This is a genomic window from Pseudorhodobacter turbinis, from assembly GCF_005234135.1.
Taxonomy (GTDB): domain Bacteria; phylum Pseudomonadota; class Alphaproteobacteria; order Rhodobacterales; family Rhodobacteraceae; genus Pseudorhodobacter; species Pseudorhodobacter turbinis.
Genome location: NZ_CP039965.1, coordinates 1292270 through 1307488, shown reverse-complemented (window position 1 = coordinate 1307488; position 15219 = coordinate 1292270). Strand labels below are relative to the sequence as shown.

Annotated in this window: 13 protein-coding genes; all 13 read left to right on the top strand. The window is 59.6% G+C overall.

The window, feature by feature from the left end; genetic code table 11:
* The first annotated feature begins 6 nt into the window (after positions 1–6).
* The 13 genes from EOK75_RS18735 to EOK75_RS18675 all read left to right on the top strand — a co-directional run bounded on the left by EOK75_RS18735 (position 7) and on the right by EOK75_RS18675 (position 15204).
* A complete protein-coding gene (locus EOK75_RS18735) occupies positions 7–864 on the top strand; it encodes a branched-chain amino acid ABC transporter permease (protein WP_137195532.1) in 858 nt (285 codons plus the stop codon).
* Complete coding sequence (locus EOK75_RS18730) at positions 861–1805, top strand: branched-chain amino acid ABC transporter permease (RefSeq protein ID WP_240794097.1); 945 nt, start codon at positions 861–863, stop codon at positions 1803–1805. Before EOK75_RS18735 ends, EOK75_RS18730 begins: the two co-directional genes overlap by 4 nt.
* Positions 1805–2935, top strand: coding sequence for an acyl-CoA dehydrogenase family protein (locus EOK75_RS18725; protein ID WP_137195531.1), 1131 nt, complete (start codon positions 1805–1807; stop codon positions 2933–2935). The genes EOK75_RS18730 and EOK75_RS18725 overlap by 1 nt, the downstream gene beginning before the upstream one ends.
* Positions 2936–2946: 11 nt before the next feature.
* A complete protein-coding gene (locus EOK75_RS18720) occupies positions 2947–3963 on the top strand; it encodes a zinc-dependent alcohol dehydrogenase family protein (protein WP_137195530.1) in 1017 nt (338 codons plus the stop codon).
* A 2-nt stretch (positions 3964–3965) separates the two neighbouring features.
* Positions 3966–5513 carry an acyl-CoA synthetase gene (locus EOK75_RS18715; RefSeq protein ID WP_137195529.1) on the top strand — a complete coding sequence of 516 codons (1548 nt, stop codon included), beginning with the start codon at positions 3966–3968 and terminating at the stop codon, positions 5511–5513.
* 31 nt (positions 5514–5544) lie between these two features.
* Positions 5545–7266, top strand: coding sequence for a PHA/PHB synthase family protein (locus tag EOK75_RS18710; protein WP_168199298.1), 1722 nt, complete (start codon positions 5545–5547; stop codon positions 7264–7266).
* A 33-nt stretch (positions 7267–7299) separates the two neighbouring features.
* Positions 7300–8127, top strand: a complete 828-nt coding sequence (locus EOK75_RS18705) for an alpha/beta fold hydrolase (protein WP_137195527.1) — start codon at positions 7300–7302, stop codon at positions 8125–8127.
* A gap of 28 nt (positions 8128–8155) precedes the next feature.
* A complete protein-coding gene (gene glpD / locus EOK75_RS18700) occupies positions 8156–9757 on the top strand; it encodes a glycerol-3-phosphate dehydrogenase (RefSeq protein ID WP_137195526.1) in 1602 nt (533 codons plus the stop codon).
* 4 nt (positions 9758–9761) lie between these two features.
* Positions 9762–11249 (top strand): glycerol kinase GlpK, encoded by a 1488-nt coding sequence (glpK, locus tag EOK75_RS18695; protein ID WP_137195525.1) that lies wholly within the window; start codon positions 9762–9764, stop codon positions 11247–11249.
* Between the two features lie 117 nt (positions 11250–11366).
* Positions 11367–11582, top strand: coding sequence for a thiamine pyrophosphate-dependent enzyme (locus tag EOK75_RS18690; RefSeq protein ID WP_240794096.1), 216 nt, complete (start codon positions 11367–11369; stop codon positions 11580–11582).
* Positions 11583–11739: 157 nt separating this feature from the next.
* Complete coding sequence (locus tag EOK75_RS18685) at positions 11740–13227, top strand: aldehyde dehydrogenase family protein (protein WP_137195523.1); 1488 nt, start codon at positions 11740–11742, stop codon at positions 13225–13227.
* A gap of 31 nt (positions 13228–13258) precedes the next feature.
* Positions 13259–14140, top strand: a complete 882-nt coding sequence (locus tag EOK75_RS18680) for an NAD(P)-dependent oxidoreductase (protein ID WP_137195522.1) — start codon at positions 13259–13261, stop codon at positions 14138–14140.
* Between the two features lie 83 nt (positions 14141–14223).
* Complete coding sequence (locus EOK75_RS18675) at positions 14224–15204, top strand: TRAP transporter substrate-binding protein (protein WP_137195521.1); 981 nt, start codon at positions 14224–14226, stop codon at positions 15202–15204.
* Positions 15205–15219: the final 15 nt, after the last annotated feature.

Below are 15219 nucleotides of genomic sequence, written 5' to 3'. Positions count from 1 at the left end.
ACATAAATGATTGAGATAATTCAACAAATTATAAACGGCATTGCGATTGGCGGTGTTTATGTCCTGATCGCCCTTGGCCTGACAACCGTGTTCGGCATTCTGGGCATTGCCCATTTTGCGCATGGATCGGTGTCGATGTTCGGCGGCTATCTGACGTTCTTTTTCGTCGCGAACCAAGGCTTTCCGCTGGTTCTGGCTATTCTTCTGGCCTTGCTTGTCGGGATGATACTGGGCGTCGGGATTGAGCTTTTGGCCTATCGTCCCGTGCGCAAGGCCAACCACATCAACGCCTTTATCGTGGCGCTTGGCCTGACGATGATGGTTGAAGGCATCAACCTGCAATTCTTTGGCGCGGAACAGATCGTTATCCCGACGAACTTCAACCATGTGTTCAACATCGGCGGTGTGACCATTCCCGAATTGCGGCTTTACGTCATTCTGGCGGCGGCAGCCCTGATCTTTGGCATGACGATATTCGTCGAGAAGACCAAGACCGGTCAGGCGATCCGCGCGGTGGCTGAAAACCGCGATGCGGCGATCTTGATGGGGGTCAACGTCAATACTATCCCGCTGATCGTCTTCGCGATCTCGACGATGTTGGGCGTTTGCGCCGGTGTCATGGTGGGCGCGGTCTTTGCGATTGCCCCCGGCGTGGGCGAGGGCCTTGTAATCAAAGGGTTTGCCGTTTTGATCCTTGGCGGATTGGGCTCCATTCCCGGGGCCGTTGTTGGCGGGCTTGTGTTGGGCATCACCGAGGCCTTGGCGGCCGGGTTCATCTCATCCGCGTATAAAGACGTAATCGCCTTTGTTGTGATGATCACCGTTCTGTTGGTGCGCCCACAAGGGCTGTTGGGGAAAGCATGATGAAACTTTCAGGTAAAACACTTATCGCTATCGCGGCCTTGATCGGCTTTATCGCCCTGCCCCAGCTGATTGCCGTCAAATACTATCTGCACCTCAGCATCCTTGCGCTTGTCTGGGTGATCGCGGCACAGGGACAGAACCTTATTCAGGGCTATACCGGCTATGTCTCGATTGTGCAGGCGGGGTTCATGGGGATCGGCGCCTATAGCACCGCCTTGATGGGGATGCATTTCGGGCTGCCGGTCTGGATGACCATCACCCTTGCGCCCTTCGTGACCGCGATTTTCGCACTGGCCACCGGCTATCCCAGCCTGCGGGTCAAGGGGCATTACTTTGCCATTGTCACGCTGGCGTTCAACATGGTGATCTTCATCGTCTTGATGAACTTCCATGATCTGACACAGGGTGAGGCAGGCATCACCGGCATCCCGAAACCCGGCATCTTTAACTTCCGCGACCGTGAGACCTTTTACTACCTCATGCTGACCATTGCGGTTCTGGCCACCGGGCTTGCAGCCTTGATCGTGCGGTCGCGTGTGGGGCAGATCCTTGTGGCGATCCGCCAGAATGAGGATCTTGTCACCGCCATCGGCATCGCGGCGTGGAAATACAAGCTCTTTGCCTTTGTGACCTCGGCGATGTTTGCAGGGCTGGCCGGCGCGCTTTACGCCCATTATCAAAGCTTCATCAACCCTGAAATCTTTGGTGTGGCACAATCGCTTGACGCTATTCTTGCGGTGATCATGGGGGGGTCGGGCACCATTGCCGGTCCGGTTATCGGGGCCTTTATCGTGGTGTTTCTGCCAGAGGTGCTGCGCTTTGCCGACAGCTTCCGCCTGATCCTTTACGGGCTGATCCTTGTGCTTGCGACCATCTTCATGCCGCGCGGGATTGTCGGCCTTGTTGATGTCATCCGCACCAAGCTGACACGGCGGACATGATGACCCTGACCGCCGCCGAAACCGAAAGCCTTGCGCGGATCACCACATTCGCACAGCAGGTGATTGCCCCGAACGCCCCAGATTGGGCGGGGGCACCTGCGATCTTTGAACAGGCCGCCGCTTTGGGCCTGACAGGGATAGAGGTGCCGGCCGCGGATGGCGGGCGGGGCCAGAGCTATGCCCTCAAGGCGGCGGCTTGTGAGGCGCTGGCCGCTGCGGATTTCGGCTTTGCGATGTCCGTCGTCAACACGCATAACGTTGCGCATAAGCTTTCCCAATGTGCGCCCCCTGCGGTCAAATCGAAATACCTTCCGGCCTTGCTGGACGGGCGGCAGACGGCCTGTACGGCGCTGACGGAAAAGACCTCCGGTTCCGATTTCGCCGCGATAGAGATGCGGGCGCACAAGGTCGAAGGCGGCTGGAGGCTGGAGGGGGAAAAGCGCTGGATCATCAATGCGCGCCATGCCTCACTCGCCATCGTCTATGCGCAATGCGCGCAGATCGGCGACAGTCGCGGCATCGGAGCCTTTGTGGTCGATCTGACCGCGCCGGAATGCACCCGTTTCGCGCAGGATTCAGAGATCGCGCAGGTCAGCACCGGCACCGGCGGCTTTGCCCTGAACGGGGTGGTCGTGCCCGATGACCATCTGTTGCTGACCCCCGGACAGGCCTTCAAATCCATCCTGACCGAGATCAACGGCGCGCGGACCTATGTCGCCGCCATGTGCTGCGGGATGCTGGATGCGGCGCTGGAAACCGTCAGCGCCTATGGCCAAACGCGCCAAAGCTTTGGCAAGCCGTTGGCCGCGCATCAGGGCTGGCGTCTGCCGGTAGCGCGGGCCGAAACCGATCTGGCCGCCGCCCGCGCGCTGGTTGCCGCCGCCACCGCACAGTTTTCAAGCGGGGCGGATGCGCAGCTTTTGTCGGCGCAGGCCAAGATCCATGCCGTGACGACCTGCCAAACCCATCTGCCGCATCTGCTTCATGCGATGGGGGCCGAGGGCTTGCGGCCGGAATATCCCTTTATCCGTCATCTGGGGGCCGCGCAGATCGCCGGTCTTGCCGATGGCTCCACCGAAATGTTGCTGGAACGGGTGGCGAAAATCGCCCGTCCGGCACCCGTGAAATAAGGAATAAAACCATGCGTGTTTTCCAGATCGAAGGTGATTGGGGCATCGACAACCTCAAACTGTCCGAACGCCCCGAACCCGTTGCAGGCCGCAATCAGGTGCTGGTCGCAATGCGGATGGCCGCGCTCAACTCTCGGGATCTAATCGTGCCTGAACGGGGCTATGGCCGCGCGACGGGTAACCTGCCCCTGATCCCCGTTTCCGACGGTGTCGGAGAGGTCGTCGCCATCGGCGAAGGTGTCACCCGTGTGGCCGTGGGCGACCGTGTTTGCCCCACCTATTTCCAGAACTGGACCGGCGGCGCGCCCAGCCCTGCGCGGTTTGCCTCCTCGCTTGGGGGGGCGATTGACGGGGTGATGGCCGATCTGATGTGCCTGTCCGAGGAAGGCGTGGTCAAGGTTCCCGAATATCTGTCCGATGCCGAGGCCGCGACCCTGCCCTGTGCCGCCCTGACCGCCTGGAGCGCGATTGCCACCTATGGCCAGACCAAGGCCGGTGACAAGATCCTGATCCAGGGCACCGGCGGCGTGGCCCTTTTCGCGCTGGAGTTTGCCAAGATGCACGGCGCCCATGTGACGATGATTTCCTCGAGCGATGAAAAGCTGGACCGGGTACGCGCAATGGGCGCGGATGCGACGATCAACTACCGCACCACCCCCGATTGGGCGCGCGCCAGCCGCGAGATCACCGGCGAGAACGGCGGCTATGACAACATCATCGAGCTGGGCGGAGAGACCACTCTGCCGCTCTCGTTGCGGGCGGTGCGGCCGGGTGGGACGTTGTCGATGATCGGTGTGCTTTCGGGGCTTAAACTAGAGGCCTCGCTTGGCCCGATTGTCGCGCGGCAGGTCCGTCTGCAAGGCGTCACCGTCGGCCATCGTGACGGGCTGGAGGCGATGATGAAAGCCATGACCCAACATCAGATCCACCCCGTTCTGGGCGAAACCTTTGCCTTTGCCGATCTGAAAGCGGCCATGAGCCACCTGAAGGCGGGCGATAACTTTGGCAAAACACTGATCGGATTTTGACCATGACGACCCAGCCATTTCACCTTCGCACCCATGCGCTGAAAACGCCTGACAAGCTCGCCTTCCGGATGTGCACCACGGGTGAGGATACCACCTTTGCACAGCTGGAGGCGCGGGCAAATCAGGGTGCGCATCTGTTGCGGTCACTGGGTCTGAAGGACGGGGATCACGTTGTTTTTCTGATGGAAAACCGGCGCGAGTTTCTGGAGCTTTGCTTTGCCGCCGATCGGGTTGGGTTGTTCTATACGACGATCAGCACCCATCTGACGGCCGAGGAAATCCGCTATATCGTCGACGATTGCAACGCCAAGCTGCTGGTCACCTCGGATCAGCTTGCCACCAATATGCCCGACCTGCAAAAGGCCTTTGCCCGTCCGGTTCCCATCTATACGGTCGGCGCGCCGGTTGCGGGGTTTGAACACTGGCCCCAAGCCGTCGCCCAACAGCCCGAGACCCCGGTCGCAGATGAGGCACAGGGGCTGGATATGCTCTATTCCTCGGGCACGACGGGGCGGCCCAAGGGCGTCAAATGGCCCCAGATCAAAGAGCCGCCGGGCGGCAACACCATGCTGATCGCGCTTTTGACCTCGCTCTTCGGCTATAGCGCGACAACGCGGTATCTCAGCCCTGCGCCGCTTTACCATGCCGCGCCCTTGCGGCATTCGATGGTGACGATCAAAATGGGCGGCAGCGCCTATATCATGTCGAAATTCGATGCCGAAGCCGCGCTACAGATCATCGAGGCGGAAAAGATCACCCACAGCCAATGGGTGCCGACCATGTTCGTGCGGATCCTCAAACTGCCTGCCGAGGTGCGTGCGAAATATGATATGTCGTCGATGGAAATGGCCGTGCATGCCGCGGCACCCTGCCCCATCAATATCAAGCACCAGATGATTGACTGGTGGGGGCCGATCATTCACGAATATTACGCCGGCACCGAGAACAACGGCTTTACTGCGATCACCACCCCGGAATGGCTTTTGCATGAAGGGTCGGTCGGGCAAACCAAGCTTGGCGTGCTGCATATCTGCGACGAGGCCGGCAATGAAGTGCCGACAGGCGTCGAGGGTGAGATCTTTTTTGAAAACGGGCATCAGTTCGAATATCACAATGACCCCGCCAAGACCGCCTCAACCACCAATGCGCAGGGCTGGACCAGTCTGGGCGATGTTGGCCGCGTGGACGAGAAGGGCTATCTTTACCTCACGGACCGCAAGTCGTTTGTGATCATTTCCGGCGGGGTGAATATCTATCCGCAGGAAACCGAGAACGTCCTACTGGATCATCCTGCGGTGCTGGATGCGGCCGTAATCGGCGTCCCGAATGAGGATTTCGGCGAGGAAGTTAAGGCGATCGTGCAGCTTATGCCCGACCAAAACGGATCACCCGCATTGCAAGACGCGTTAATTGCCCATTGCAGAACCCGCCTTTCTTCCGTCAAATGCCCCCGCAGCATCGATTTTCGAACCGATCTGCCGCGGACCGCGACGGGCAAGCTGCTTAAGCGGAAGCTGCGTGATGAATTTTGGGGCAAATCGGGGGGCTGATTGCCACCTGCCTGCACTAAAGGAGATAGTCATGGACCATAAAGCTGCTGACGCCTTTGCAAAGCTGATGAAAGATGCAGCCAAGACCCATCCCTTGTTTGCGGGCATCGACCCCGAGAAAACCACGCAAATGACCGAGGAGATGACCAAAACCCTTCAGGCCATGCTATCGCCGCAGGGGATGGCAGAGTGGATGCAAAGCTGGATGGACTATCAGACCGAGATGGCCCAGCTTTGGCAGCAAAGCCTGTCCCCCTCTGCCACCGAGCCAAGCAAGGACACGCGGTTCAAGGCTGATGACTGGAACGAGGGGGTCTTTCCCTTCCTGCGCCAATCCTACGCGTTGACGGCCAAGGCCATGGCGGATTTCGCCGATAAGGCCGGCCTGCCCGAGCATGAACAGCGCAAGCTGAGCTTTTACACCCGTGTGGCGGCGGATGCCCTGTCGCCCTCTAACTATGCGCTGACCAACCCCGAGGTGATCAAGCTAGCGCAGGAAACCAAGGGGCAAAGCCTTGTTGACGGTTTCAAGAACATGCTGGCGGATCTGGAAAAGGGATATATCACCACCACGGATGAGGCTGCCTTTACCGTGGGCGGCAATCTGGCGAATACACCGGGGTCGGTGATTCTCCGCAATGATCTGTTTGAGTTGATCCAGTATCAGCCGCGCACCGACAAGGTCCGCTCCAACCCCGTCTTGATCATTCCGCCCTGCGTCAACAAATTCTATATCTTCGATATCAATGAAAAGAAGTCGATGATCCGCTATATGCTGGATCAGGGCCATACGGTGTTTACCATCGCATGGCGCAATCCGGGGCCGGAAACACGCGATCTGGATTGGAACGATTATCTGCGTGACGGTATCTTTGCAGCGCTTGATGTGACCACGGATATCGTGAAGGGCGCAAAAGTTGACCTGTTGTCGTGGTGCAATGGCGGTACCATGCTGCTGGCCGCCTTGGCCGTGATGACCAAGGACCAAAAGGCCCATGTCGGGACGGCAACCTTCCTGTCCTCGATGATCGATTTTGCCGATCCGGGACAGGTTGAGGTGTTTATCGATCAGCCACAGCTGCAAGCCTATAACAAACGGCTTGAAACCGCCGGAGTGGCGCCGGGCCGCGATATTGCCGCCGCTATGGCGATGCTGCATGTCAACGAATCCATCTGGGGGTTTGTGATCGGCAACTACCTCAAGGGCAAATCCCCGCCGCCGTTCGACATCCTTTACTGGAACGCAGATACCTCCAACCTGCCGGCCAAATGGTACGCCTATTACACCGAGGAAATGTATCTGGCCAACAAGCTTAGGGAACCCGGCGCGCTGACCTTGCTGGATACCCCCGTGGACACCCGCAACATCGATGTGGCCTGCTATTTCGTGGCCGCAACCGCCGATCACATCGTGCCGTGGAAGACATCCTATGCCGCGACGGGTCTGGTTTCCGGCGATACCGAATTTGTGCTGACAACGGGCGGCCATGTCTCGGGAACGGTGATCAACCACCCTGAACGCAACCGGCGTTATTTCTTGACCGAGGGCGACCGGTCCCAAAGCCCCGAGGACTGGCAAGCCGCCGCCACGCGCACCGAGGGCAGTTGGTGGCCGCATTGGCTGGCATGGCTCGCCGAGAAAAACAACGGCACCGAACAAGCCGCCCCCGCCACGCTTGGCAATCGCACCCACAAGGCGCTTGCTGCGGCACCGGGGACCTATGTCTTGGAACAGGTATCCCAACAGGGGTAACCCCTGCGCCCCTAAAGACCAAAGAAAGATGTTATGAAACACGATCTTCCAACACGCCCCGGAGATGAATTCCGCTTTATCGAGGTCGAGGGCCACCGCTTGCGTGTCTTTACCCGCGATCTTGAAAAGGCAGGCCCGCCGCTGGTGATCTGTAACGGGCTGGGTCAGGCCGTGGAAATGCTCTTGCCGATGATGGATGAGCTGCCGGACCGGCCCATCATCACCTTTGATGCTGCCGGTGTCGGGCGCTCTGATACGCCGGACGTGGGCGCCTCGATGCAGCAACATGCTTTGATGTTGCGTGCGGTGCTGGATGCCTTGGACGTTGAGCAGTTTGATATTCTGGGCATCTCATGGGGCGGCGCGCTTGCCCAGCAAATCGCGCATGACATGCCGGACCGCTGCCGAAAGCTGGTGCTGGCGATTACCTCGGCGGGTGGGATCGCAAGCTGGTGGGGGTCGCCCGTGGCCTTGGCCGAGATTATGTTCCCATGGCGCTATTTCAGCAAAGCTTACGGCGATTTCATCGGCCCCTTCATGTATGGCGGTGAGGCGATCTTGCATCCCGAACTGTTTCGCGAATATTCCCGCCACGCGATCCGCCCCAGCTATGAAGGCTATTCCGCGCAGGTCAAAGCCATGTGCAGCTGGAGCAGCCTGCCTTGGCTTCACCAGTTAAAGCAACCGACACAAATCATTGCAGGGGCAGGCGATACGCTGATCCCCATCCCCAACCAGATTTTGCTGGCCTCGCTTATCCCGAATGCAAAACTTCAGATCTATCCGGCGGGCCATCTGGTGATGTATTCCCGCCGCGCGGAAATCGGCCAGTTGGTGACCGGCTTCCTGAACGCAGCCTAGACCCTAATCCTTTGGTGAGGAGGCAATTTTGCCATCACAACAAAACCCCGAAGTACTTGATCTTTTCGTCATTGGCGGCGGCATTAACGGCTGCGGTATTGCGCGCGATGCCACGGGCCGCGGCCTTTCGGTCGCGCTGGCCGAGATGAACGATCTGGCAAGTGCCACCTCTTCGGCCTCGACCAAGCTGTTCCACGGCGGGTTGCGCTATCTTGAATTCTTTGAGGTGCGTCTGGTCCGCGAGGCGTTGAAAGAGCGTGAAACCCTTTTGCAGGCGATGCCGCATATCAGCTGGCCGATGCGGTTTGTGCTGCCCTATCACAAGGATATGCGCTTTGACGGGGACACGCCAACCTCGCGGATTCTGAACATCGTGATGCCATGGACCAAAGGGCGCAGACCCGCTTGGTTGATCCGCTTTGGTCTGTTCCTTTATGACAACCTCGGCAACCGCAAGATCCTGCCCGCCACCTCAACCGTGGATCTGACCAGTGATCCGGTCGGCGCGGTTTTGCAGGACCGCTTTACCAAGGCCTATGAATATTCCGATTGCTGGATTGAGGACAGCCGCCTTGTCGTCCTCAACGCCCGCGACGCCGAGGCCCGCGGCGCGCAGATCATGACCCGCACCAAGGTTACCTCCGCCGAACGTGTCGGCGATGTCTGGCAGATTACCACCGAGGATAAGGACAGCGGCGAGACCCAGCATTTCACTGCGCGGATGCTGGTCAATGCGGGCGGGCCATGGGTGCAGGATGTGATCCGTTCCAAGGTGCGGATCAATTCGACCGAGGGCGTGCGGCTGGTCCGCGGCAGCCATATCGTGACGCGCAAGCTGTTCGACCATGACAAATGCTACTTCTTTCAGGGTGAGGATGGCCGCATCATCTTTGCCATCCCCTATGAGACCGACTTCACCCTGATCGGCACCACCGATGCCGATCACGCCGATCCTTCGACCCCCCCCGAATGCACCGAGGCAGAGGCCGATTATCTGCGCAAATTCGCCTCCAGCTATTTCAAGAAGCCGGTTGAGAGAGAGGATATCGTCTGGACCTATTCCGGTGTGCGTCCGCTTTATGATGACGGGGCGTCCTCGGCCACGGCGGCGACGCGGGATTATGTGTTGAAGGTGAATACCGATGGCGGCGCGCCGCTTTTGAATGTCTTTGGCGGCAAGATCACCACCTATCGCAGGCTGGCCGAATCCGCGCTGGCGGCCCTTGCGCCTTTCCTCACCAATCCGCAGGGTGACTGGACGGCGGGCGTCAGCCTTCCGGGCGGGGATTTTCCGGTGGACGGTGTGGATACGCTGATCGCCGATCTGCGCAGGGCCTACCCGTTCCTCGACGCCTTTTGGGCGCGCCGCCTGATCCGTGCCTATGGCACCGAGGCGCGCGTGATTCTGGGCGATGCGAAGACCGCACAGGACCTTGGCCACCCCTTCGCCGCCGCATTGACCGAGCGTGAAATCCGCTGGTTGATGGACCGCGAATACGCCCGCACGGCCGAGGATGTCGTCTGGCGCCGCTCCCGTCTGGGGCTGCGGATGACTGCCGATGAGATCGCCGCGCTTGACGATTGGATGAAATCCGCCCGCGCATCCGAAACTGTTTCGACCAAAGAGTGACCATATGACCCATATCCTCGCCATTGATCAGGGCACCACCTCCAGCCGCGCCATTCTCTATGATGCAAAGATGCAGCGTGTCGCCAGCGCCCAACGGGAGTTTACGCAGCATTACCCCGACTCTGGCTGGGTGGAACATGACCCCGAGGACCTATGGCAAACGGTTATCACCACCTGCCATGAGGTGATGGAAACCACAGGCATTGCCGCCGCCGATATTGCCGCAATCGGCATCACCAACCAACGCGAGACCACGATTGTCTGGGATCGCACGACCGGCAAACCCATCCATAACGCCATCGTCTGGCAAGACCGCCGCACCGCCGACACCTGCCGTATCTTGCGCGATGCGGGCCATGAGAAGATGGTCAACGACCGCACCGGCCTGCTGATTGATCCCTATTTCTCGGGGACAAAGCTGAAATGGATCCTCGATCATGTAGCGGGCGCGCGGGCACGGGCCGAAAAGGGAGAGCTGCTGTTTGGCACCGTCGACAGCTATCTGATCTGGCATCTGACAGGCGGGGCCGTTCATGCGACGGACGCCACCAATGCCGCGCGCACCATGCTCTATGATATCCGCAAAGGCCGGTGGAGCAGCACCATCTGCGACCTGCTGGGTATCCCCATGCAAATGCTGCCCGAGGTCAAGGATTGCGCCGCTGATTTCGGCCGAACCCGCCCCGATCTGTTCGGTGCGGCGATCCCTGTTGCAGGTGTTGCGGGCGATCAGCAAGCCGCCACTTTGGGGCAAGCCTGCTTTGCGCCGGGGATGATCAAGGCCACCTATGGCACCGGCTGTTTCGCGCTTTTGAATACCGGAGCGACCCCGATCACCAGCCAGAACCGCCTGCTGACCACCATCGCCTATCAGTTGAACGGCAAGCCGACCTATGCGCTGGAGGGTTCTATCTTTGTGGCGGGGGCGGTGGTGCAATGGCTGCGCGACGGGCTGAAAATCATTGATGAAGCACGTCAAACCCAGCCCCTTGCCGAAAGCGCCGACCCCGCGCAACAGGTCGTTCTGGTACCCGCCTTTACCGGCCTTGGCGCGCCTTATTGGAATGCCGAATGTCGCGGTGCGATTTTCGGGCTAACGCGAAGCTCGGGACCCGCAGAACTGGCCAAGGCCGCATTGGAAAGCGTCGGCTATCAAACCCGCGACCTGCTTGAGGCCATGCATGAAGATTGGGTCGGAAAGGGCGACGATAGGGTTTTGCGGGTGGATGGCGGCATGAGCGCCTCGGATTGGACGATGCAGTTTCTGTCCGACATCATCGACGCGCCAGTGGACCGCCCGCAAGAGCTGGAAAGCACCGCCCTTGGTGCTGCATGGTTGGCTGGTATGCATGTCGGGCTTTATCCCGATCAGGAAGAATTCGCCAAAGGCTGGGCGCTTGACCGCCAGTTCCTGCCGGTGATGGCCAAGGATCAACGCGCCGAAAAATACGCCGCATGGAAGCGCGCCATCAAAGCCACGATGAGCTTTTGACCCCTTAGGTCACGTTTTTGGCGTATCGCCGCACAACAGGGCAGGTATTTCAATAGAATTACCCCAAGTCGTCTTGGGGTAAGGGCTACAACACCCTTCGAAGGTTAGGGTAACATATTGTTTTATCATAAATTTCCACAACACACCCCATTTTTTCGCAATGGCGGAAACCCTTCCCCTGATGAGCCTCGAGGACCCGCCCCCGATTGGGTGAAGCAGGCCGAAGGCCACGGTGTCGCCGCCGAGCGCGTAACCGATGCCGGATCACTGGCACAAGCCATAGCCCCCGCCATGGCTACGCCCGGCCCAACCCTGGTCGAGGCAGTGATGTAACTGGCAGCGCGCAGGGCTGGTAACTTTGTTGCGAAACTCTTTGCGAAAACGATAGACAAAACCGCTTGCCGGGTTCAAAAGACGAGCCCCGAGATTTGCGTATAAACCGCCACGATCTTGGCGCGCAGATCAACTGCCGAAAGGCAAGGGAGACGAAATGAAAGACTGGACTGCTTTGGCAACCGACCTCTATCGTGGCGAACATCGCCAGATGTTCATAGACGGCAAATGGTGCGAAGCCCAATCCGGTAAAACACTTGAGGCGCGCAATCCCGCCAATGGCGCCTTATTGGCAACCGTTCCGCAGGGCGACGGCGCCGATATCGACAAGGCTGTCGCCGCCGCGCGCAAGGCGTTCGAGGGGCCGTGGTCCAAGTTCACCCCCTTTGAACGTCAAGCCCTGCTGCTACGGATCGCCGACAAGTTTGAGGCCGAATGGGAAACCCTGTGTCTGTCTGACACTTTGGATATGGGGATGCCGATCCAGCGCACCCTTGCCAACAGCCGCCGGGTTCTGGGGATGCTGCGGTTTTATGCCGGACAAGCGGTGATGATCCACGGCAGTACCATCCCGAACTCTTTCCCCGGTGAGATTTATTCCTCGACCGTGCGCGAACCTGTGGGCGTGGTGGGCGCAATTATCCCGTGGAATGCGCCGATTGCGGGGTCGGTCTGGAAGATCGCACCGGCGATTGCGACCGGCTGCACAGTGGTTTTGAAACCGTCCGAGGAAGCCTCTCTGACCGTTTTGATGATCGCGCGGCTCATGCAAGAGGCGGGGCTGCCCGATGGCGTGCTGAATATCGTCACCGGCCGCGGCGATGAGGCGGGGGCCGCCCTTGCCGCCCATCCGGGCGTGGACAAGATCGTCTTTACCGGCTCTACCGCGACGGGTCAGGCCATCGCCCGTGCCGCGACCGGCAACCTCAAACGTGTCTCGCTGGAGCTGGGCGGCAAATCGCCGGTGATCGTTTGCAAGGACGCCGATATTGACAAGGCGGTGCCGGTCGCGGCGATGGCGGTTTTTGCAAACTCCGGCCAGATCTGCATTGCGGGCTCGCGCCTGTTTGTTGCGCGTGAGATCCACGACGAATTCCTGCGCCGTCTGGCCGATTTTGCCAATGGGTTGAAGATCGGCCACGGGGTTGCCGCCGATACCGATATCGGCCCGATCATCTCGGCGCGGCAAGCGGAACGGATTGCGGGCTATCTTGCCGCTGGCCCGAATGAGGGCGCGCAGGTTCTCGCCGGTGGTGCCAAGGCCGAGGGGCCGGATCTGGCGGGCGGGCATTACATCCAGCCCACCGTTTTTGGCGGGGTGACTGACCAGATGTCCGTCGCCCGCGAAGAGATTTTCGGGCCAGTGATTTCCGCCCTGCCGTTCGATACGCTGGATGAGGTGGTCACCCGCGCCAATGCAACGCCATACGGGCTGGCGGCGGGCGTGTTTTCGACCCATCTGGGCACGGCGCATAAGCTGGCGAACCGGCTCAAGGCGGGGTCGGTTTGGGTGAACATGTATCACGCGATTGATCCGGCAGTGCCCTTTGGCGGGGTGAAAATGTCGGGCTATGGCCGTGAGGGCGGAACAGAGCATATGGAAGAATACCTTGATACCAAGGCCATCTGGATCAATGCCGATTGATATGCCCACCCCAGCACCAAAGGAGAAGAGGATGCAGGTCGGAATTATAGGCGTCGGGCTTATGGGCCATGGCATCGCGCGCAATGTGTTGAAACGGGGCGGCTTTGCCCTGCGGTTTCTGGACCACCCCGGCAACCAGCCGGTAAAGGAGCTGGCCACCCTCGGGGCGCTTGGCTGTGCCACCCCTGCGGATATTGCCGCCGAGTGTGATGTGATCATCCTGTGCGTCACCGGATCGCCGCAGGTTGAGGCGATTGTCACCGGCGAAAACGGGCTGCTGTCCGGTCTTAGACCCGGGTCGGTGATTGTCGATTGCTCTACCGCGCTGCCCGATTCCACGCTGCGGATGGGCGCGGCCATTCACGCCGCCGGTGGTCACTACATCGACGCGCCGATGACGCGCACCGCCAAACACGCCCATGAAGGCACGCTGAACCTTTTGGTCGGGGGCGACCCTGCCGATCTGGAAAAGGTGCGGCCGGTGCTGGCCTCTTTCACCGACAGCATCGAACATGTCGGCGCGCTGGGGCATGGGCATCGGCTTAAACTGCTGCACAACTATGTTTCCATCGGTTTCATGACCTTGCTGGCCGAAGCCGCCGCACAGGCCGCCGATGCTGAAATTGACCCACAGGTTTTCGTCGATGTGCTGGCCAATGGCGGCGGCGCATCAGCCGCGCTCGACCGGCTTGCCCCCTATATTACCAAGGGCGACCGCGAGGGCTTGCCGTTTTTCATTAGCAACGCCCAAAAGGACATTGATTACTACCGCGCCATGGCCACCGCCGCAGGTGCGCAAAAACCCGTGGCCGACAGCGTATCCGACGCGATTTCCGGCGCGGTTCAGGCGGGCCATGGTCAGGACTATGTGCCTGAGCTGGTGACGATTTTCCGAAAACCGGGGCCGCAGTAACGCGCCAAACACGATCAGGGGCAGGCTTGCCACGCAGGCCCGCCTTCTATAGCACTTATTCAGATTAAACTGGGAGGTTATCAATGACATTTAATATTCGCGGCTTGGCCGTTGCAGGCGCTGTTGTTGCAATCGGCTGTCCGGCCTTTGCACAGACCGAAATCAAGATCGGCTATGCGCTGGCACCCGACAGCCATTACGGTGTCGCCGCCAAGAAATTCGAAGAGGTTTTGCTGGCCGAAAGCGGCGATCAATTCACCGTCACCCATTTCCCATCATCGGGCCTTGGCGGAGAGCGTGAGGTTATCGAGGGGCTGCAAATCGGCACGATTGAGGCGACGATTGTCTCCTCCGGCACTTTGGCAAATTTCGTGCCCGATACCGGCGTTTTCGACATCCCCTTCCTGTTTAGCGGCCTCGATCACGCCCGTTCTGTTCTGGACGGGCCAATCGGCCAAGAGATTTTGGCCGAATTTGATAACGTCGGCCTGCACGGGCTGGCATGGGGGGAGCAAGGCTTTCGCCACATCACCAACAACCGCAACCCGATCCACACCCCCGCCGATGTTGCGGGCCTGAAAATCCGCACCATGGAAAATCCGGTCCATCTGGCGGCTTTTGATGCGATGGGTGCCGCGCCAACGCCGATGGCGTGGCCCGAGGTGGTTTCCTCGTTGCAACAAGGCGTGATCGACGGGCAGGAAAACCCGCTTTCGGTGATCGTTTCGGTCAAGCTGAACGAGGTCCAGAAATATCTGACGATCTCGGGCCACGTCTATTCCCCCGCCGTTTTGCTGGTTTCCAAACCCTTCTGGGAAGGTCTGGATGACAGCCAGAAAGCTGCGATGGAAAAAGCCGCAACCGAGGCTGTGGTCGCAATGCGCGGCTATGTCGACGATGTTGAAACCAGCGGTGTCGAGACATTGAAAGAGCGCGGCATGGAAGTGAACGCCCTTTCGTCCGAGGAAAAAGCGGCATTCCAGACCTCGATCAAATCCGCCTATGAAGGCTACTATGAGACGTATGGCCAGGAACTGGTCGACTCCATCGTATCCTTTAAATAAACCAAAACAACCGGC

Coding starts and splice junctions, on each gene's coding strand:
- EOK75_RS18685 (WP_137195523.1), top strand. CDS start 11,740: ATGAAAGACTGGACTGCTTTGGCAACCGACCTCTATCGTGGCGAACAT.
- EOK75_RS18720 (WP_137195530.1), top strand. CDS start 2,947: ATGCGTGTTTTCCAGATCGAAGGTGATTGGGGCATCGACAACCTCAAA.
- EOK75_RS18725 (WP_137195531.1), top strand. CDS start 1,805: ATGACCCTGACCGCCGCCGAAACCGAAAGCCTTGCGCGGATCACCACA.
- EOK75_RS18680 (WP_137195522.1), top strand. CDS start 13,259: ATGCAGGTCGGAATTATAGGCGTCGGGCTTATGGGCCATGGCATCGCG.
- EOK75_RS18675 (WP_137195521.1), top strand. CDS start 14,224: ATGACATTTAATATTCGCGGCTTGGCCGTTGCAGGCGCTGTTGTTGCA.
- EOK75_RS18705 (WP_137195527.1), top strand. CDS start 7,300: ATGAAACACGATCTTCCAACACGCCCCGGAGATGAATTCCGCTTTATC.
- EOK75_RS18715 (WP_137195529.1), top strand. CDS start 3,966: ATGACGACCCAGCCATTTCACCTTCGCACCCATGCGCTGAAAACGCCT.
- EOK75_RS18710 (WP_168199298.1), top strand. CDS start 5,545: ATGGACCATAAAGCTGCTGACGCCTTTGCAAAGCTGATGAAAGATGCA.
- EOK75_RS18730 (WP_240794097.1), top strand. CDS start 861: ATGATGAAACTTTCAGGTAAAACACTTATCGCTATCGCGGCCTTGATC.
- glpK (WP_137195525.1), top strand. CDS start 9,762: ATGACCCATATCCTCGCCATTGATCAGGGCACCACCTCCAGCCGCGCC.
- EOK75_RS18735 (WP_137195532.1), top strand. CDS start 7: ATGATTGAGATAATTCAACAAATTATAAACGGCATTGCGATTGGCGGT.